The sequence below is a fragment of the Paenibacillus oralis genome, from assembly GCF_003863965.1.
Classification (GTDB): domain Bacteria; phylum Bacillota; class Bacilli; order Paenibacillales; family Paenibacillaceae; genus Fontibacillus; species Fontibacillus oralis.
On the sequence record NZ_RRCN01000001.1, the window covers coordinates 2,396,601 to 2,415,391 of the forward strand.

The window sequence follows — 18,791 nt, forward strand, 5'->3', positions numbered from 1 at the left end:
AGATTCCTACTTCCGATATATAAATAAGACACGAGATACAGGAAAAGGGAATCGGATTGGACAAGAGCATTGCATTAAGGCCCATTTTAACGGTTACCACGGTGCCTATTTAGCTAAAAATCGGCTATTTGGGCTCAGATTAGATCAGATAACAACGCTCACAACCGTTAAAATTTCGAAAGGGTCTTTTTTCGCAAAATAGCGACGGATACAACCGTTAGATTTCCGGCGTGATCTCAAATGGAATAGGGGCAGAGTGTACCGGAGATTATGTTTGCTTCTTTAGTTTTCGTAGATACCAGTGTCTTAGATAGTATTGTTAATAAATCTAAGGAATTATTTAGAAAAGAACTAAACAAACACAAGTAGTATGATTGTTCTTATTGGCTCGCCTGTTGTTTATATATAGGTGGGGTATACAAACTTTCAAAGGCTTATTCCAACTTAAACAGCGAGGAGGAATGAGCTTTTTTACAAGCCCAGGATATCCACATCATTTGGAATCGAAGGGTCGGAAAAATAAACGACTTGTCTCCCGATAATCACTTAAGATTTTGAGTTGGGATAAACAAAATTCTGAGTTGAACAACTCATAACTCAACTTTTGCAGAACGAAAACGGTTAATAAGTGAGGTGAGAAAGTGAATCGAGAGGAAGAAATAGCTATTATCTTAAAATTAGCGATTGAAGATTTATCTAAAGAAGAAAGCTGAAGCTCTCTACAATCCAAAGGGGGTCAAATATGCATGTATGGTTACGGCTTCTGCTAATAATGCTAATTATTTTTAGTGCCTTATCATTTGTTTGGTTTCTTCTAGGTTCTACGGCATATTTTCAACGAGGGATGGATATTAAAGGAACTACCTATTTGTGGGGGGCAGGTATTCCAGTTCTATTGTTCGCTATATTATTTACTACACTACTTATCAAAGGATGGGCTCCAACGAGTGGAGTAGACTATGCTGGAATTTGTGTAGGGCTAGTATCAACAAGACTAATTTCTGCTGCTCTGATTCAAAGCGTTAACACCCACGGTTGGGCAAACGAAAAGATAAGAAGTGACTCATTAAAAATTACAGCTGATGAAAGATATGAATATCAAATTGGGTTCAACCTAATCATCAGTGCTTGACAGTCAAGCCGACAACAGACCGTGGCCTGGAGCGAGACTCGCTATCCGGAGGCTTTGCACGATTATCCCGTTTGCTCATGTGACTTGGCTTTCTGAACCAAAGGGATAATCGTGCAAAGTGGTTTGGAGAGACACCCCCCCATCTCCGTCATCATTTATTTTGTCAAGCACTGATTTTCGTCTTGAGCCTCAAATTGAATTGATTAATTTATTTCAAAGAAACAGTAGTACACGACTCCATCAGACACGTAAGATTGTGGGGCTTAGGGTTAGTGAGGTTAATCACTGGGTGAAACTTGAACCAACGGACCATTCATCCCAGTATATTCTGTATACTACAAAAGATCTTAGCATACCTGAAGAGAAGCTTATAATCGACATCACTGCAGGAACAGTCGAGTAGGGCGAATTAAGCAAAATTATTCTAACCACAGGCGTCCCCTCCGCTTGTGGTTCTTTTTTTCTCGTAAAATTGAAAGGAAGGTTGGAAAAAATGTCTCAAGAGCTTGTATTGGATGAAGCCCTGTTTGCAGAAATTACTCATATAGATGCACAATATGACCGTTTGAGCATGAGCAATCACCTCAAGCATAAAAGTAGATGCCGATGCCTTAGTTGATCATCTGCAAAAGATAAAGGACGTGGATCGGATTAAATGCCTGACGATAGACTATAATTCAAAACTCAGGAGAAGTGCTGATATACTTAAAGGGAGAAAATGGTGAAGGGTTTTTGACAGGCATATTTTTGAAATGAGGTGTAATGTGGAAGAAACTTCAATAATGGTTGCTTTTTCGGTAATGGGTCTATTTAATCCTAATGAATTAACGAAAAGTTTACTCGTTACTCCGACGGGTTATTTCAGAAAAGGTGAAAAATTAAATGGTACACATTTCAGGAAAGAGGATGGTTGGTTTTTAAGAACAAAACTTACAGCGTCCCTTGATATTAATAATCAGCTTAGTGAACTTTTATCTGTATTAAAAAGCAAAAAGTCAGAACTGTGCAAATTTAAAGAAAATAACGATGTATCGTATCAGTTTAACACTGCGATTTATATTGAACAAAAACAAACTCCGGCGATCTACCTTGAAGCTGATATTATTAATTTTGCCAACACCATAGGAGCTGAGTTTGATTTCGACTTGTATGTTAACTAGCCTGCTCCGAAGAGCAAAGAAAAAAAGAAATAGTAAATTTTAATTTAAACTGAACTTGATTTATTTTGGCTGGCAGCAATGCCAGCCTTTTGTATAAGTAAGTCCTCAGTTCGACCGGGAGTTCAGGAAAGTTAAGTAGCTAAGAAGGAGCTAGTAGTGTATTGGAATCATACACGACCTAAGCGCCAGCCTGTGGCCCCATGTTGATCAAGGTACAGGAGAGGGTCAATATTACAAGCTTAACATCCACGGCGATGTTGTATGTCTGACCGACAGCCAAGGTATTCTGTTGGGTAAATCCAATTGATCAAGGAGAAATCGATGTCTCAACAAAAAGTAATGAGATGGATATTCAGTATTCTTCTAATCGCTGGCACAGGTATAATTGCGGTTGTCATTTATTTTGGAGTAAATGGAACACCATGGGGGAAAAAATCGTTTGGCTTGACGGTCGAAGAATATCTCAACAGCAAAGATCCTAACATCAAGATTATAAGTCAAGAAGTGCGTTACAGTGTTGTAGATATGAGGTATCACTCCACAGTATGTACAGAATCTGGGGAAAAGTTTGAGGTGTCTATTGGTTATAACAATGAATTAGAGGATAATTAGAAATATGTCGCAAACGTAATATATCAGATCATTGGCAAGAAAAATTCCCAACCCGTCTTTTAACCCTGACACGCTGTTGTCAGTGAGTGTGTACACGACCCTCTATGTAACATATGGTGGATACATTAAAGGCTAGAAGAACTTGATTGCGAGGAAATGTCCCAATGTGCTAGACAAAAAGAATATATCGAAGCCATGAAATATGTTTAATGAATCCCTGAAATTGCGTTAACGGATACGATTTGAAAGAAACGGCATCTCCTTTGATCCAGTGTTAATCCATATCTCAAAACGATTGAACCTGTCAAATAAATACCTATTAAGTTTCCACCAAATATATCGGCCATCTCACTTTTATATCTGTCCAATAGCGCATCAAATCTTTTGCTTAAATTATACACCTCCAAGTTGCCTAGTCGAAATTGTTGCAAAATGAACAGTTACTTAAAGTATCATAGAGGCGGTTGATCAAGCTTTTAAGTAAGTCCTGCTTGTGGTATAATGTGCTTAGAAAATACGTAAAATGAAAAATGCCGCGATGCTGCATTGCGGCAGACAAGGGCCGATGGGCAACCACGGCGAGATTTTCAGGCGAAAAACCACCGGTAGGCGGCCAACCTATTCCCGGTGGTTTTTCTTGTCTCACGCCTGTTTGCGGGCGGTAAGCAACGTGTTAATTCCGGTCAGAACCCCGACCAGCCTGGACACCCCGTCCAACAGTTTCAAGCACAATTCAAGAATGGACACGGCCTCACCCCCCTTCGGGTTAGCTTCGCCGCGTCCGCCCACCGGTGCACCTCGTCCGTTTTATTATACCAAATTCTTGAAAATGATAGAAGCTAATTCAGAAGGCCGATACTCTCGTACCCCGGGTCCGTCGCTATGTGTGTCTGTATACATAAACGGGTTAAGCCGGCGAGTTATCTCGATTTAATCGTTGCAGTAGTTGCAAAATGTACAATTATTTATCCGGAAATACTCCATAGCGCTTGATTAAGTGCAAATCCTACAATTACTCCGCTCTTTTTTGAAGGAAGGGGAAAGAAACGGGACTGTAATTGTATGAAATGCAATTAAAACGAGTGATTGGGCAGTTGGGTATGAAGTTAGTTGTACAAAATGCAATTAATCGTCGCCGTTTAAGCCGATCAAGCACATTTTTGCCAGTCAGTCGAAACATGTTCTTTATTCGACTTGCTCTGCGATTGAGCATTTATTTTTATCGGCTAAAAATATAATTTTTTCGAAAATCCCTTGTTCTAAGCGCAATGTGGGTATGGTGACATCACTTTGATGTCAATGTGATCGTATAAAATATTTATTCACGTTGATATAATATGGGCATCACTTGGGGATGGAGTGTGATGGTTGGTGGAAACGATAAGAAGCTATTTGAATGAGCTGATAGAGCTGCGGACTGATGAAATTGGGAATGGCGTGTCGATCCAGGATGAGTATCGTGCTAAATCAAAGAGACTGCAATTGTTATTCAATGAAATGCTTCAATGTTTGCCTAAGGACAAGCAATCCAAGCTGTATCAATACGAGGAACTGGGAAATGAAAGAATTTCCAAGGTTTATTCGATCATGTATAGGCAAGGGCTGATGGATGGGATTCATATAACCGCTTTGATAGATGAAGGGAGAAAGTTTGATAACGAGTTATCACAAAAATGCGACTTTAGTCATGAGTAAGAAAACTCCGGTTCAAAAAAAGCAGGCCGTCCATAGGTCGGGCCTGCTTTGCGGCGTTATGCCAGGTTTAGTGTATGCCAGGTTTAGTGTATTCCAGGTTTAGTGTTATTCGAGGTCTACGCGCTATTCCAAGTTTGCGTGCCTGCCGTACATCTCGCTGCCCGTGATTCCTTTGCGTTCCATGCATTTTAGAATGACCGCATCGTAAAAAATCAACAGCGTTTGTTCGAACAAGGAGGCCATGGGCTGAATCGTATTGTAACGGCTTTGCTCCTTATCCTTCGGAGAGCCCGGCAGGCGTACGATCACGTCGGCCAGTTTCCCGATAGTGGATTCGGGGGAGATGGTGACGAGCGCTATCCCGGCATCCAGCGTTTTCGCCTTTTGCGCCATGCTGACCAGCGCTTTCGTCTCTCCGGAGCCGGAACCAATGACGAGCACGTCGTCCTTGCCGATGCTGGGGGTCACCGTTTCACCGACGACGTAGGCGTTATGGCCCATTTGCATCAGCCGCATGGCAAACGATTTCGCCATAAACCCGGAACGGCCCGCGCCGGCCACAAACACTTTATCGGCCTGGAGCAGCCGGTCTACCAACCGATCGGCTTCGGCTTCCTGAATAAAAGATACGGAATGCTGCAGCTCTTCGATAATTTTTGCGGCATATTGCACGGTATCCATCCGCACCGTTACCCTTGAGCGACCAATCTTTGCATTTCTGCGGCCACGGCCTTTTTGTCGGCCTGTCCGGTAATTCCTCCGCCAACGATGACAAGATCGGGATTGGCCTTAACTACGTCGGGCAGGGTGTCCAGCTTGATTCCGCCGGCCACCGCCGTTTTGGAATTTTTCACGACGTTCTTGATGATCCGCAATTGCTCGAACGGACTTTGGCCTTCCGCCTGCAAATCGTAACCGGTATGAACGCAGATGTAGTCTACACCCAATGCGTCGATTTCCCGGGCGCGGGTTTCGATATCTTTTACGTTGATCATATCCACCAATATTTTCGTGTTATGTTTTTTGGCCTCTTCCACAGCGCCCCGAATCGTGGCGTCGTCCGTCGCCCCCAGAATGGTTACGATATCCGCGCCGGCTTCCGCGGCTTTCATCACTTCGTATGCCCCTGCATCCATCACTTTCAAATCGGCCAGCACTTTTAATGACGGGAACTGTTCTTTAATTTCTTTGACCGCGCGGAGACCTTCGTTAATGACCACGGGGGTTCCGATTTCCACGATATCGATATGCTCCTGCACCTCGGCCACGATTTGTTTGGCTTCAGGGATGTTGACAAGATCAAGCGCCAACTGCAATTCCATTATAATCACTCCCGATGATTTAGAATGTGGTGAACGTAAGCCCATCATAACCGTGAACTGCTAACGATGTAAGTACGCACTTTAAAAACATATAGTTACTTGAAAATGCCTATATGTACTTGATTAGCACCTATTGTCCTAAAGTATACTGTACTCCCTTTTTTGTGGTAGGATGGGATTGGAGGTGAGATAACGTGGGAAGATTTGATGAAAGAACGTTTAACTGCGAAAAAGAGCTGACCCTGCATATCATTGGGGGGAAGTGGAAAATGCTCATCATGTGGCATCTTGGCAAGGAGGGAACCAAACGGTTCAACGAGCTCCGTTCCCTCATTCCCGGAATTACCCAGCGCATGCTCGTCAATCAATTACGGGAGCTGGAGGAGGATCTCATCGTCCATCGCGAAGTGTATCCCGTGGTTCCGCCCAAAGTGGAGTATACGCTCACCGAACACGGCCAAAGCCTGATGCCGATCTTGGAGTCCATGTATGAATGGGGCATGAATTATAAAGTCAATGTGTTAAAAAATCAGGAGGTTATTGCCGAGTAAGCGCGATCCGATCCCTGCCGCCAAAATTTAATAAACCATTCCGGGCCGTCCCGAAGGCAGTTTGTTTTATGCGAAGCTGCTTTCGTGGCGGTTTTTATTTACATTTATAAGATTTCGGGCATGGCAGAGGGCGATGTGCAGGTAGAGAGGGGGAGAAGAAAAGGGACCTGGGGCTAAGGGACACCAGAGCCGTTATTTTCGAAAAAACGGAGGTTTGTAAAATGTAACGGACACAGAAGCCCTTATTTACCTCAAATCGCCCTGGATAAACTGGTTTAGAGCGAAATAGGGTCGCCTGTGTCCGTTAGGCTGGGAAATACCCGGGAAATGAGCGGATAAGGTCGCTGGTGTCCGTTAGAGCAGCGTCCAAAGTTTAGGAAGAGCCTCCAATCGCTCCAAAGTAGAAGTCAGAGCCACTAAAGGACGCCGTCAGGCGTTTTTTTTAATTTAAAAACATGTCAAAAAATTTCATTTTGCATAAATATTCGCATTTTTGAGTCTTAGGACTTAGTGAATTTCTCCAGAACTAGCGCAAAGGCACCAATAAATCAAGACTTACAGCCCTCACAGGAGGTATTTTTTGCCGTGTATAATTTTGGTAGCCCAGGTAGCTGGAATATGTTGGTATTATAGTCATACCCCTTAGGATGCAAGGAATTCATTGAAGAGTTAAACATGCACTTTAAGCTTTAGGAGGGTTTTTGCAAAATGAAAATCAGCAAAATGAAAAAAACGATAGGGGTATTGGCATGTCTTGTTTTTGCGGTGGCATGGCTGCCTGGCGCAGGCGCAACTTCGGCGGCGGTGGAATTGCCGCTTCGTATTGAATATCAGGGGGAGCGCATCGCTTTTCCGGATGAGCAGCCGTACGTGGATAAGGCGCAGCGGGTGCAGGTGCCGGTCCGTTTTGTCAGCGAGGCGTTAGGGGCTGATGTGAAGTGGGCTCCGGCGAACCAATCGGTAACGATCAAACTGGATAACAATGAAATCACTTTGATTATAGGGCAGAAGCTGTATAACGTGAACGGGAAAGTAAAAGAGATGGACACGGCTGCGCGCCGGATCAATGGCCGAACCTTCGTGCCGATCCGCTTCGTCACCGAAGGGCTGGGCGCCTATGTCAAGTGGGACGCCGCGGTGCGTACGGCATACATCAGCGATATCCCGTTTGATCCGGAAGAGGAGAAGGAGCCAAGCGAAAACAAGGCCGTGGAAGAAAATATGTACGGTTTTAAAGTGAAGCATAATACGGGATCTACGCTAGAGATCGAAAAAGGAAGCAACGAGCAATATTACCCAGTGGTGTCCATGATGATCTATTTCCCGGAGATGAGGGAAGGCGCGGATTATGAAAGGCAAGTCAAGGAAGTTGAGGAAATTCTCCTGCAAAAAATTGATAAAAAAACGGTTCAGGAAGCCATCCAATATATAAAAAAGAAGACGGATTGGGAGCAAGAAATTGAATTAAAGGTGTTCAAGGACAGCAATTATTCTGTATATATTGCCTCACATAATTCAGATCCGATTGACGTTAGTGTTTATGAAATCAAAGAGTAGGGATCGCAGATGAAAACAAGCGTAAAATGGGTTGGCCTGTTTTTGGCGTTAATTTTGCTGATGGAGATGTTTCCCCTTCGGCTCGTCGAGGCGGCGGAGGGCACGGAACCAGCGGATAGTACAAGACCCGCTACAGTTGATGAAGCGCTCAAGAGAATCAATCAAGACATGCAAGAGTTTTACGGCCTCCAGAATTACTATCCCAATAGTGTAACGATTAATAACGAAACGAGGACGCTTCGCAGGGACCTGATCCAAAAACATTTGAATCCGCCGTCGGAGCAAACCGAGAGGGAAAAGCTCAAAAATAACACGTTTCAAATCGTTTATGGCGGAGATCATGGAAGAACGCTGAACCATAAGGGCAAGGAAATGAAGGAGTACAGCGGATATACCAAAAACGGCCACTCAGTCCCTACCGAAGGGGTGCCTTGGTATCAGGGATGGAGCGGAAGAAAAATCCAAAATTTTAATTTAATCCCTGATCCTTGGCTTAACCAGGAGGTTAGAGATAAATACGGGATCGCTAAAAGCGATTTTGACGAGTACAAAAATACCAAAATCAAATATCTCATCGGCGGCACGTTCGAACAATTAATCATCCAAGGACTAAATACGGAGTACGCCGGGGTACCTTATTCCGAATTTATGTACAACAACCAAAACTCCGACTATGGGGATCAGTCGGTTTATACTAAGAACGCCAAACCCAAAAGCGGGAACTGGATCGACTACGTCCATGTCCTGCAGCCTCCGACGATGTTTTCCTGGGGGTTTGGGACCGTTTATATCGACAGCAATGTCGGCGTGACGTATCTGGATATTCCGATCGCTCCTTTCGCTTTGTTGGAATCCGATTTGGCGGCGACGTTTGATAAATTGCCGGAAGAGGCCGTTGCTGGAGAACAGGTGCAGGCGGCTGTGCGGGTAAATTCCACTTTCACTGACCCGGTAACGACAAACTACTCTTGGACTTTGACAAAGAAAGATGGAACCAGGCTAACCGCACAGGCTGATAACTTGGCGTTTTCCGGCCATGCCAATGCGGAATCAGGTTCTTTTAGCGTATCGAATGCAAAGAGCGCTGTTCTTTACGCCACTTTTACAATGCCGGACAGCGATGTCCGCATTCAGTTCAAGGTCAATGAAGACGGCAAAGCGCCTAAGGAGAAGAACCTGGACAACAATGCGCTCGATTCCAATCCGCTGGCTGTTAAGCTGGTGAAGCCGGAGCCGCTGCCTTATGACGTACTATCCACCAAAGTGAAATTCCCGCTCCGGGACGGCAACCCGATTACGGCGATCTTGACGCTGCCGGAGGGAAAGTGGGTTAGCAATGCGACAGGCCAGCTTAACGTTAATAACAATGCGCCCGATTTGTTTCGGGATTTCAAGGTCGAGGGCAATCCGCGGGTGAATGAAGCTAGAGAAGTCATTGAACGGTATCCGGTCGTTAACGCCATCATTAAACGCGAGGATTTCGGGGATGACCCGCTAAACCGTAAGTGGAAAAACCCAGAAAACCCGAAAGTACCGATCCGCAAAAGCGGGACGGTGTCTTATGGAGGCTCTGTTAAAAGGGATTATGAATATCAAAAACTGGTCTGCAGCAAGGGCGGCGGGTGCAGTTGGGTAACTGTACGCGAAACGGCCCATGCCGACTTCAACTCCGGCGAGAACCGCAAAATCTATGACGTCTACGTCTACAACGGGACCAAGGAGCTTGGGAAACATACGTATGAGAACAAGATCGAGAACAACACCCCGGACTCCAAAACCAAAAAGCTGTTCTGGGAAAACGAACCTTACACATATGACGTCATCCGCTGGATGAAGCATATCGACGAGAATGGCCAGCCTTACAACTGGACGGCCGTTCCCGGCCAGTACGAGCGCACCTTCACCCAGCAGGCCAGCGCCGACATCGCCTGGAAGAGCGAAAGCCCGATGGCGGAGCAGTACCAGAAGGCGCGCCAAGCGGCCAAGGACAAGACCAACAAAAAATCGCTGTACGACAAGGCGGTATTCGCCACCGACCGGCAGCTGCAAAAATACGCGTACCCGGTCAAATCGGGGTATTATTTCAACCCGGCCGGGAGTTACACGTTTACGGTTAAAACCGTGATGTACAAGCAGTCGCCCGACGATACGAAGGATCATAAGGATATGGTCGACACGCTGATCGATTCCTTCCGTTACGAAACGAATCTGATCTACATCAACAGCAAGAAAAAAGCGGTCAATATCGCCAATGAACCGCTAGCCGCGAAGGGTGGAGGGTTCAAAGCAGCAGCCGGCCAACTGACGGCCGGGCAGCCCAAAGGGGTAGACGGCAAAACGCTGCTGAATGTGCTGGACCGGGAAGACGACGAATCGCGGTATAAGAAAGACGTCGAGGAAATCTTTTACTCCCAGGATCAGGACGAGAGCAAAACGCATGAGTATTGGAAACGGGTGCTCGAAGGTTACAGCGAGTCCAGTACGCAAGGCAGCAAGGAGAACTATCAGTATCGGGAATATGTCGCTGACAAACAGAAAAAGATGTACAAAATTACCGAAACGACGACCGTTACAATCGAGATCAACCCGGACAATATCCCGGTCTACACGCACGCCAACATGCAAAACGGCAAGTATTACGTCAAAGCCTGGATCAACGACGCTCCGCTCTCCAGAGGAGGCCATACCTACAAGAAGCTCGGAACTTTGCAGGGCATCGATGTGCTCGATAACATTGAGGTCACGGTGGTCGGGTCGATGTTTGACGATTTGAACGACTAAGACGGGGATCGGACAAGGGAGAAAGGAATTACTAACCTATGGCAATTCTCATCGTTTCCGGCGGATTCCATCGAATCGTGTCGGGTTACTTGTCAGGCAGACGGGAAGCTGCCCAGGCCGATGCGCTGACGCTGCAGGATTTGCCCGGCTATCTTCTGGAGAACAACCCGGCAGTGGATGGCGTGCTGTTGACCGACGAGGCGTTTTCAGGGAGCCAGGAAACGGATCTGGGCCAACTAAACGCAGCCTTGAAATGGTTCAGCGACCGCCGCGGGGCGCAGGTCCCGGTCTTTCTGCTCACCAGAAACCCGCTTAGGTCCCAGCAACTGGAGCCGCTCCTGCAGAAGTACGCTGGCCTGCGGATCGTCGTTTGCGACGAACCGCGAATCCCGCTGGGCCTGATCCGTTCCGTGCTGGATGAGCTGGCCGCGGGGCGAAGCGGAGGACAGCTTTCCAAACCGCAGCGGGCTCCCGTAGACGCGCCTGCGGAGGAGGAGGCGAAGCCGGAGAAGAAAAAATCCTTCTTCAGCCGCTTCCGCTCCAAGGCCGAAAAAGGCGAGGCCGAGCCCGAGGCCACCGATCCTCTGACGAAACGGATGGCGGGGATCAGCCGGGGCATGAGCCGGGTCGTCGCCGTTACCGGACACCGCGGCAGCGGACTGACCAGCACCGTGGTGAACCTGGCGCATGAAGCCAGCAAACGCGGGTTGAGCACGATGATCATCGACATGGACGCGGAGTACCGGAGCATGAACATGTACTTCGGCAGGTTTCATGAACAAAGCAATAAATACGACGAAATGAGCGCCTCCCTGATCCGCACGCTCGCCCGGCCCCAGGATTACATGACGACAGCCTGCAGCATCAAAGATCATTTGTGGCTGACCACGCTCGGATATTCGTTCCAGGACCATAGGCTGATGGACCAGTTCTACACCAGCGACAAGCTGGTAGGCCTGCTCTCTTTGCTAAGGACGAAGTTTAACCTGGTCTTGCTTGATATGCCGCTTGACTTGTTCCGGGAGTTCCGGGAAACGATGATCCACATCGATATTTTCGGATTATGCGTGCCGAACAACCTGCACGCGGTGCTCAGCACGATTCGCAATGTCGAGGTCGTCCTGGATGCGGAGAAGGCGGCCTATCTCAACGCCAAGTCGAAGGTGATCGTGACCAAATACAACGACCGCTCGCGGTTCCAGGACGCTTTGTTTGCGCCGGAGCGGGTGGGCGAAGTGCTGGCCAGCGGACTTAGCGACGTTTTTCGTTACGAAATGAACCTCGCGGGGCATGTCCCATACAATAACAGCTTCGACTCCCAGATCGAAACGGAGATCGCTTTGACGAATCTCGCTCCGGAGTACGAGCAAGCTTTTGGCCATATGCTTCTAAGACTAATGGAAGGTGCGTAACACTCGATGGATTTAACGACGATCAAAAGCGTTTCGCCAAACCGTAAAATTTTCAAAAAAATCATGGCCCTGGTCGTCAGCGTTACCGTGATCATCGTCTCGTTTATCGTGCTCAACAACGCCAACAAGGCGGCCAAGGACACGGTGGAAATTCTCCGCATCGCTCACGACGGCGGCATTCCGGCCGATCAGGTGATCACCGAGAAGATGATCCGCAAATACGCCCTCATCCGCAAGGAATATACCGAGGATATGGTGCTGGCGGCGGATCTGGAGTCGGTGATTGGCAAATACACGGAGTATTATTTGCGGGACGACGGCATTTTGTATAAAGATCAGCTGCGGGAAGAAAAACCGCTCAAAAACGAATGGCTGTACCAGCTCGATGAGAAGCACGAAGTGCTGACCCTGCCCTACAACTTCCTGGAAGCCGGCGGCGACATCCTGATGCCGGGGGACACCGTCAGAATCCGCGTCTCCTACGAGAAGGAGGAAAGCTCAGGTTCGGGCAACCCCAATTTTGGGGGGACGAGCACGGCGATCAAGACGGAAGTGCTGTTCGATCAAATCACGGTGAAGGATATGCTGAATGCAAGCAGCCATTCGATCTATGAAGTGTACAAAGAGGTGCTCAAGTTAAGCGAGGATAAGCGGCAGGAAGTGATGAAAAGCCAGGAGTTCATGAAGAGCATCCAGCCGCGGGCGCTGCTGCTGGAGGGCTCCAAGCAGCAGATCGACAACTTTGCCAAATACAACGGCTACAGCGGGAAGAAATACCTGATCACGATCCTGAGCCGCAAAAACAGCGACGTCATCCTGGATCAACTGCCGACGCTGCAAAATGAGGTGGAGTCATGGATCAAAGAGAAGAACTGAAGCTCGACCGGATTTTGCAAAAAATCTCGCCGAAGGATTACCTTGGCGGGGCGGAGCTCCAGGACAGCAAGCTCATCTATAGTGTCATCGGCTTCATTCCGGCCTGCGACCTTGCCGACAACGCGATCCTGATCAGCAATTTGGGGTATTTGCTCGCGCAGAAGGGGCTGAATACGTGCATCGTCGATTTAAAGACGTTTCAGCCGAACCTGTTTCATTACCTGGACGTAGAGCCGCCTAAGCAAGGGAGAGGATTGCTCCGGGTCTTAAAAAGCGACAAGACCGATTTTCGGGAGGAGATTACGGGGACGAAATACGAGCGGCTGTATCTGCTGGCGCCCAGTCCCCACGATCTGATCGAGGAGTATCTCGATTTCGAATTCGAGCATTTGGAGCGGGTGATCGGCACTTTGAAAGGGATGTTCGACATTATTCTGCTCGATATCCCAAACAATCCGCCGCTGGAGTTGTGCCTCGGAGCGATGAAAAGCTCGCATATTGGCTTTTTCACCGCGTCCGAACGGGTTGAGGCCCTGAGCAACATGGTCAGGCTGCTCGACTTCGCGGCTTCGGTCGGAATCAGCACCGCCAAATTCACGAGCGTCATCCTGATGAACATGCAGGATCTCAAATACGATTACAAGGGCCTGCGCGAGTACGGCTTTAACATCGCCGCGGCGGTGCCGCTGGTGAAAGCCGCCTATGCCGCATCCCTCGAAGGCAAGCTGTACGTCAGGGACAGCGCCTTGGTGAACAAATATTTCATCAAGGAATTGAAGCGGCTCGCGGATATTCTGGGCAAGCAGTAAGGGGGTGGAAGGATGCTTACGCGCGCCAAAGTCAGCGAAATGCAGCAAAAAGTGTCGCAGCAGAGCGGCGGCAAAAAAGAAGATATGGACGAGTTAAAAAACAAATACACGACCATTCAGTTCGAAGAGGCGCTGGAGCTCTGCCAGAAATACATCACGAAGGTCGCCACTCATGCTTTCCGGCGGGAAACCGACCCGGCCCGCAAGCGGGAAATGACCAAAGCCTTCATCAACGAGTTCGTCGATTCGCAAAAACCGGTCGTGGAAGGGTATTACGAGCTTGCCGCGCTGAAGCACGCGCTGACCGACGAGATCACCCATTACGGCCCGATCACGAAGGCGATGGAGGACCCGGCGATCGACGAGATCCGCATCAACGGACCGGAGCAGATTTTTGTCGAAACCGGCGGGAAAACCTTGCCCTGGGAGCCGCATTTTATCGACCGCGAGCATCTGGAGCGGATCATTTCCAAACTGCTTGGCGTCTCCAAGGTCCGGCTGACCCCGAAGGTGCCGATGGTCAACGCCCGGACGATCGAAGGGTACCGGGTGAACGCCACCCATGCGGATATTTCGCCGTACGACATGCCGGCCGTGGTGATCCGGAAATTCAGCAAGAAGAGCATCACCCCGGAAACGATGATCAAAAACGAGTCGTTTTCGGTCAATATGTTCAAGCTGCTGTCCCTGCTGCCGAAGGCCGATTTGTCCTGGATTACCGTAGGTCCGACGGGGAGCGGGAAAACGACCCTGAACGAGATCCTGGTCAAGGAGATCAACCCGCTGTCGCGGATCATCACGATCGAAAATCCTTCCGAAATGCGGCTGCTGCGCCGGGAAGGCGGCGGCGAGCACGGCCGGGTCATCAACGACGTGCTGCAGTACGAATCCGTCCCCGACGAGGACGATGCCAGCCCGGCGACGATGGAGAATCTGCTGATCAATGCGATGCGCCAGTCGCCGCACTGGATCGGCCCGGGCGAGCTGCGGACGCCGGGGGAATTCGCCACCGCGCTGCGGGCGGCGCAGACGGGGCACTTCTTCTTCACGACGCTGCACGCGGAAGGGGACCGGGAAGCGATTTACCGCTTCCTGACCGCCTACCTAATGGCCTCCAACGAGCCGGCGGAGCTGGCTTTGCGGAACATTTGCAGCGCGGTCAAGTTTATTATTTTCCAGGAGAAGCTGGCCGACGGCACCCGGAAGGTGACCTCGATCTCGGAGGTGCTGGGTTCCGAAGGGCTGGAGCCGATCGTGAACCCGATCTACAAGTTCATATCTGAGGACGTGCTGGAAGAAGAGGGCACGCACCGGGTGCTGAAAATCGTCGGCAAGCACAAGCGTGTGGGGCAGCTGTCGGAAAAGGTGCAGCAGACGATGATCAAGGCCGGGATCAAGCGCAGCCGGTTCGCGTTTTTGACCCGGCCGCCGGAAGACGACGAAATAGAGGAGTATGCCTTAGATGGATACGATTTCAGCCATTAGCCTGCTGCTGGGCATCGCCGCTTTCATCGTATTCAACGCCGTGTTTGAGGTGCGTTTTTTCGCAGGCACGGGGCGTTTTTTCCTCGGGATGCTGGATACGCTGGCGGAATACCTGGGCAGGTACAACAACAAACGTTATGTGGAGCGGATCAAAAAAGAGCGGATCGTCAAGCGCAAGGAGAATATCTACGCCAAATACAACCGGCTGGTGGAAGGGCTTATTCTCGACTTCAATTTGCCGCTGACGCTCGAAAGCTTCACCTCCTTGCTGTGCATCGCGTTTGCCGTCATGGTGCTGGTCATCATTCTTTTTATGGAGAATGTCACCTTGTCGGTCGTTATTACGATTGCCATTTTCGTCGGCTTGCTCACGTATTTCACCATGCAGTCGAAGGCGATCAAGGCGGAGAAGCTGGAGAGCATCATGGATGCCGAGGACATCATCTGCCCGCTGGCCCGGGAAGGGGTGCTGGTGGCGATCAAAAAAGTAATGGAAAGCGACGAGTACATCCGCCCGAGCATCCGGCCTTATTTTCAGCAATTTATCGACAACTGTGATAACAACGGGTATTCCTTCAAGCAGGCGATCACCGTGCTGAACCGGCAGCTTGGCCCGAAATTCGACAACTTCACCAAGAAGGCCATCGTGTTCGAATATAATGAGCGCAAAGGGATGGCCGACATTTTCCTCGACATCGTGGATGAAAACGCGGTGCTGCGGGAAATCAACGCTCGTAAAGACCGGATTTTCCGCAAGATGAACCGGGATTTTCTGCTGAAAACCGTGATCATCGTGTTGTTTTTCATATATGCCTTATCCGTCAAGGATTTTCGCGAATTTATGCTGTACGCCAGCTACGGAAAGGTCATCAATACGGTGATGATCAGCATCATCTGCCTCAGCTTTGCCCGGACGCAGACTTTGCAGGGGGATCTGGGGATAGGCGGTGAGCTGAAATGACGCTCTTGGCAAAGCTTGCCGCGCTGGTGTCGATCATTTACCTGGTCAAGGTGTTCGCTTACCCGATTTTCAAGCCGGTGCAGGCCAAGCAGAAGAAGCGCAACCGCAAGTATTTGAAAGAGCGGAAACACGCCCGGTTCCGGGAGAAGCTGCGGGGTTGGAAGATAAAAGCCGCGGCCAAATACGTCAGGCCCCTGCTTGGCGGCGCGGAGCGGCTGCGGTTCAAAAAAATGCTGGACCGGCTCGATCTTGCGATGACGCCGGAGGAGCTGCGGCTTGAGCAGATGTTGTACACCGGCGGCGCGGTGCTGGTGACCGCGGTCGTCCTGAGCGCCAACCGGCTGCTCGGATGCGTGGCGGCGATCTTCATCATCCTGGGCTGGCTGTACCCGGTGTCGGAGATGGAGAAAAAAATCGAGCGCAAAAACCGCAACATCGCCCGCGATTTTCCGGCGTTTTACAGCATGGTGTACTACCAGTATTCGAAGTCGATCAACATCTATTTGGCCGACGTCATCCGCGATTACCTGCCAAACGCCAACGCCGACATGGCCGAGGAGCTTGGGGTGATGCTCGACAATATCGAATACGGCGAGGAATATGCGCTGAAGCAGCTAAAGCGGCGGGTGCCGATTCACTATATCATCAAGTTTTGCGATTTGATGGAAACCCGGCTTAAGGGCTACGACAACATCTCGCAGATGGTGTATCTCAAAAACGAAATCGACAGCTTCCGGATTCGTTTTTTGGAGGAAGAGCTGGAGCGGCGGGAGCGAACCAACGGCCGGATACAGTTCGTGCTGATCGGGATTCTCGCGCTCTATATCGGCATCTACTATCTGTTTACGATCATGGATTCCATTCAAATGTTTCAATAAACATCTAAAAATAAGGAGTTAAGGGGAGGTTGTCACGATGAAACAGGTGGAAAAACAAACGAGTCCAAAGAAAGGAATCCGTGCGTTTTGGGAGGATGAGACCGGGGAATTCGGCATAAAGCAGATTGCCGCTACCGTGGCTGTAATCGTGCTCATCGGATTAGTCGTTAGCATCGTTAGAGGACAATTGCCAACTTGGATCGACGATATATGGAAGTACTTTATGGGGCTGATCGAAGAGATGACGGGGAGCTCGGCGTAATCCAAATTCCGGACAGACAGGAGAACTGACATGCGAGCTTTTGCCAAGTCGATCCTCGTATCCATACTGGTTACCGTCTGCATCCTGCTGTTCACGAACCTGATCTACTTTTTTCCCTGGTACATGACACTGGTGATTGAGACGTTTAACGTGTCCCAGGTGGCGGCGAGCGACAATTATCTGAAGCAAACGTACTATGACGATGCTCTGGAGCGGCTGCGGGAACGCCCGATTTACAGGCAGAAGGCCGACGACGTGGAGATCATCGCGAAGAACGAGGACGGGGGAGACGCCATCGGCTACGACGATGCGTCCTATTACGAGGATCTGTCGGAATACGAAAAACCTTACAAACAGCGGGGGAAGCCGGTCAAAGTGACGATCGAGGCGGTGTATCCGCTCAGCATCGAGCTTTGGGGCAAAAAATACGAGCGGGAAATCCCGGTTTCGTTTTCGCTGACGGCGACGGGGCTGAAGCATTACAAGGACCTGGAATATTACGAATACCTCGATCAATGGGGCGATGAGCCATGAAAAATATAGCGATCGGCGTGCTTATCGTCATCCTCGCTTCGATTTTGATCGAACCGCTGGTGGAACTGCTCAATTTGGGCCGGGAAAATATCATCCTCGGCACGGCGCTGTCCAACTCGGCCCGCTCCGCCAGGGACCGCAGCCTGGAATACGAATTCCAGCGGAATCTGGATGCGAAGGTGAATGAGGATAAATTCGCGGAGTATTTTTCCGATGCGTTTGAAGCGGCGATGAACGTCACCCATACGAACCCGGGGGAAAGCAATAGGGAGCTGGAGTTCAGGTCCAACGACGGCAAATACAACGACTTTACCGTTAGGCTCGATTTCGACGAGGAGACCGACCCGGAGCGCGAGCAAGTCGTGACCAAGGTCACGATGGAAGCCGTATCCGATTATAAATTCAAGACCAAATACTTGAAGCTGGCGGCGGCGGCCGGGGAGGACGTCGATTACCAGCTCAAGGAGGAACGGGTACTGGTGCTGACGATCACTAACTGACGAGGAGGAAGGGCTTCGGATGGATGAGACAATGCTGGTGACCTTTCAAGCGCCCCAAATGCGCAAGGAGCTGTGGGTTCCGCCTTTCGTCACCTCGGCGGAGCTGCTGGAGATGCTGGCGGAAGCGTACGGTTTGGCGGTTTCGCCGGGCCATCGTTTGCAGGCCGAGCCGCTTGGGCGTATCCTGGACCCGGTCCGGACGCTGGAGGAGGAAGGCGTGGCGGCCGGGGCGCTGCTGACGCTGGTGTAGAAAGGGGGAGTATC

19 protein-coding genes are annotated in these 18,791 nt (G+C 49.6%); 17 read left to right on the top strand and 2 right to left on the bottom strand.

What is annotated here, in order from left to right; translation table 11 throughout:
- The first annotated feature begins 742 nt into the window (after window positions 1–742).
- The 4 genes from EHV15_RS11215 (at window position 743) to EHV15_RS11230 (ending at window position 4,599) form a co-directional block, all read left to right on the top strand.
- Complete coding sequence (locus EHV15_RS11215; RefSeq protein WP_128631268.1) at window positions 743–1,132, top strand: hypothetical protein; 390 nt, start codon at window positions 743–745, stop codon at window positions 1,130–1,132.
- A 764-nt stretch (window positions 1,133–1,896) separates the two neighbouring features.
- Window positions 1,897–2,292, top strand: a complete 396-nt coding sequence (locus EHV15_RS11220) for a DUF4279 domain-containing protein (protein ID WP_178075823.1) — start codon at window positions 1,897–1,899, stop codon at window positions 2,290–2,292.
- Window positions 2,293–2,613: 321 nt separating this feature from the next.
- Entirely contained in the window at window positions 2,614–2,904 is a 291-nt protein-coding gene (locus EHV15_RS11225; RefSeq protein ID WP_128631270.1) for a hypothetical protein, read from the top strand.
- 1,371 nt (window positions 2,905–4,275) lie between these two features.
- Complete coding sequence (locus EHV15_RS11230) at window positions 4,276–4,599, top strand: hypothetical protein (RefSeq protein ID WP_128631271.1); 324 nt, start codon at window positions 4,276–4,278, stop codon at window positions 4,597–4,599.
- 123 nt (window positions 4,600–4,722) lie between these two features.
- Here EHV15_RS11230 and hxlB read toward each other — a convergent pair whose 3' ends face one another.
- Both hxlB and hxlA read right to left on the bottom strand, forming a co-directional pair.
- Window positions 4,723–5,280, bottom strand: a complete 558-nt coding sequence (hxlB, locus tag EHV15_RS11235) for a 6-phospho-3-hexuloisomerase (protein ID WP_128631272.1) — start codon at window positions 5,278–5,280, stop codon at window positions 4,723–4,725.
- An 8-nt stretch (window positions 5,281–5,288) separates the two neighbouring features.
- A complete protein-coding gene (hxlA, locus tag EHV15_RS11240) occupies window positions 5,289–5,921 on the bottom strand; it encodes a 3-hexulose-6-phosphate synthase (RefSeq protein WP_036626796.1) in 633 nt (210 codons plus the stop codon).
- A gap of 194 nt (window positions 5,922–6,115) precedes the next feature.
- Between hxlA and hxlR the strand changes: the two genes are divergently transcribed.
- From hxlR to EHV15_RS11305, 13 genes are all read left to right on the top strand, one after another.
- Window positions 6,116–6,472 carry a transcriptional activator HxlR gene (gene hxlR, locus EHV15_RS11245; protein ID WP_128631273.1) on the top strand — a complete coding sequence of 119 codons (357 nt, stop codon included), beginning with the start codon at window positions 6,116–6,118 and terminating at the stop codon, window positions 6,470–6,472.
- A 708-nt stretch (window positions 6,473–7,180) separates the two neighbouring features.
- On the top strand, window positions 7,181–8,029 hold the full coding sequence (locus EHV15_RS11250) for a copper amine oxidase N-terminal domain-containing protein (RefSeq protein ID WP_128631274.1): 849 nt from the start codon (window positions 7,181–7,183) through the stop codon (window positions 8,027–8,029).
- Window positions 8,030–8,038: 9 nt separating this feature from the next.
- Complete coding sequence (locus tag EHV15_RS11255) at window positions 8,039–10,810, top strand: hypothetical protein (protein ID WP_128631275.1); 2,772 nt, start codon at window positions 8,039–8,041, stop codon at window positions 10,808–10,810.
- A 38-nt stretch (window positions 10,811–10,848) separates the two neighbouring features.
- Window positions 10,849–12,222, top strand: a complete 1,374-nt coding sequence (locus EHV15_RS11260) for a CpaE/TadZ family protein (protein ID WP_128631276.1) — start codon at window positions 10,849–10,851, stop codon at window positions 12,220–12,222.
- A gap of 6 nt (window positions 12,223–12,228) precedes the next feature.
- Window positions 12,229–13,098 carry a CpaB family protein gene (locus tag EHV15_RS11265; RefSeq protein WP_128631277.1) on the top strand — a complete coding sequence of 290 codons (870 nt, stop codon included), beginning with the start codon at window positions 12,229–12,231 and terminating at the stop codon, window positions 13,096–13,098.
- Window positions 13,077–13,907 carry a CpaE/TadZ family protein gene (locus EHV15_RS11270; RefSeq protein WP_128631278.1) on the top strand — a complete coding sequence of 277 codons (831 nt, stop codon included), beginning with the start codon at window positions 13,077–13,079 and terminating at the stop codon, window positions 13,905–13,907. Before EHV15_RS11265 ends, EHV15_RS11270 begins: the two co-directional genes overlap by 22 nt.
- Before the next feature lie 12 nt (window positions 13,908–13,919).
- Window positions 13,920–15,392, top strand: coding sequence for a TadA family conjugal transfer-associated ATPase (locus EHV15_RS11275; RefSeq protein WP_128631279.1), 1,473 nt, complete (start codon window positions 13,920–13,922; stop codon window positions 15,390–15,392).
- Entirely contained in the window at window positions 15,370–16,353 is a 984-nt protein-coding gene (locus EHV15_RS11280) for a hypothetical protein (RefSeq protein ID WP_128631280.1), read from the top strand. Before EHV15_RS11275 ends, EHV15_RS11280 begins: the two co-directional genes overlap by 23 nt.
- Window positions 16,350–17,231 carry a hypothetical protein gene (locus EHV15_RS11285; protein ID WP_128631281.1) on the top strand — a complete coding sequence of 294 codons (882 nt, stop codon included), beginning with the start codon at window positions 16,350–16,352 and terminating at the stop codon, window positions 17,229–17,231. The genes EHV15_RS11280 and EHV15_RS11285 overlap by 4 nt, the downstream gene beginning before the upstream one ends.
- A 37-nt stretch (window positions 17,232–17,268) precedes the next feature.
- Window positions 17,269–17,493, top strand: coding sequence for a hypothetical protein (locus EHV15_RS11290; RefSeq protein WP_128631282.1), 225 nt, complete (start codon window positions 17,269–17,271; stop codon window positions 17,491–17,493).
- A gap of 30 nt (window positions 17,494–17,523) precedes the next feature.
- Window positions 17,524–18,027, top strand: a complete 504-nt coding sequence (locus EHV15_RS11295; protein WP_128631283.1) for a hypothetical protein — start codon at window positions 17,524–17,526, stop codon at window positions 18,025–18,027.
- The gene (locus tag EHV15_RS11300; protein WP_128631284.1) at window positions 18,024–18,527 is read left to right on the top strand and encodes a hypothetical protein; all 504 of its coding nucleotides are present in this window, start codon (window positions 18,024–18,026) and stop codon (window positions 18,525–18,527) included. The genes EHV15_RS11295 and EHV15_RS11300 overlap by 4 nt, the downstream gene beginning before the upstream one ends.
- Window positions 18,528–18,546: 19 nt before the next feature.
- Window positions 18,547–18,777, top strand: coding sequence for an EsaB/YukD family protein (locus EHV15_RS11305; RefSeq protein WP_128631285.1), 231 nt, complete (start codon window positions 18,547–18,549; stop codon window positions 18,775–18,777).
- Window positions 18,778–18,791: the final 14 nt, after the last annotated feature.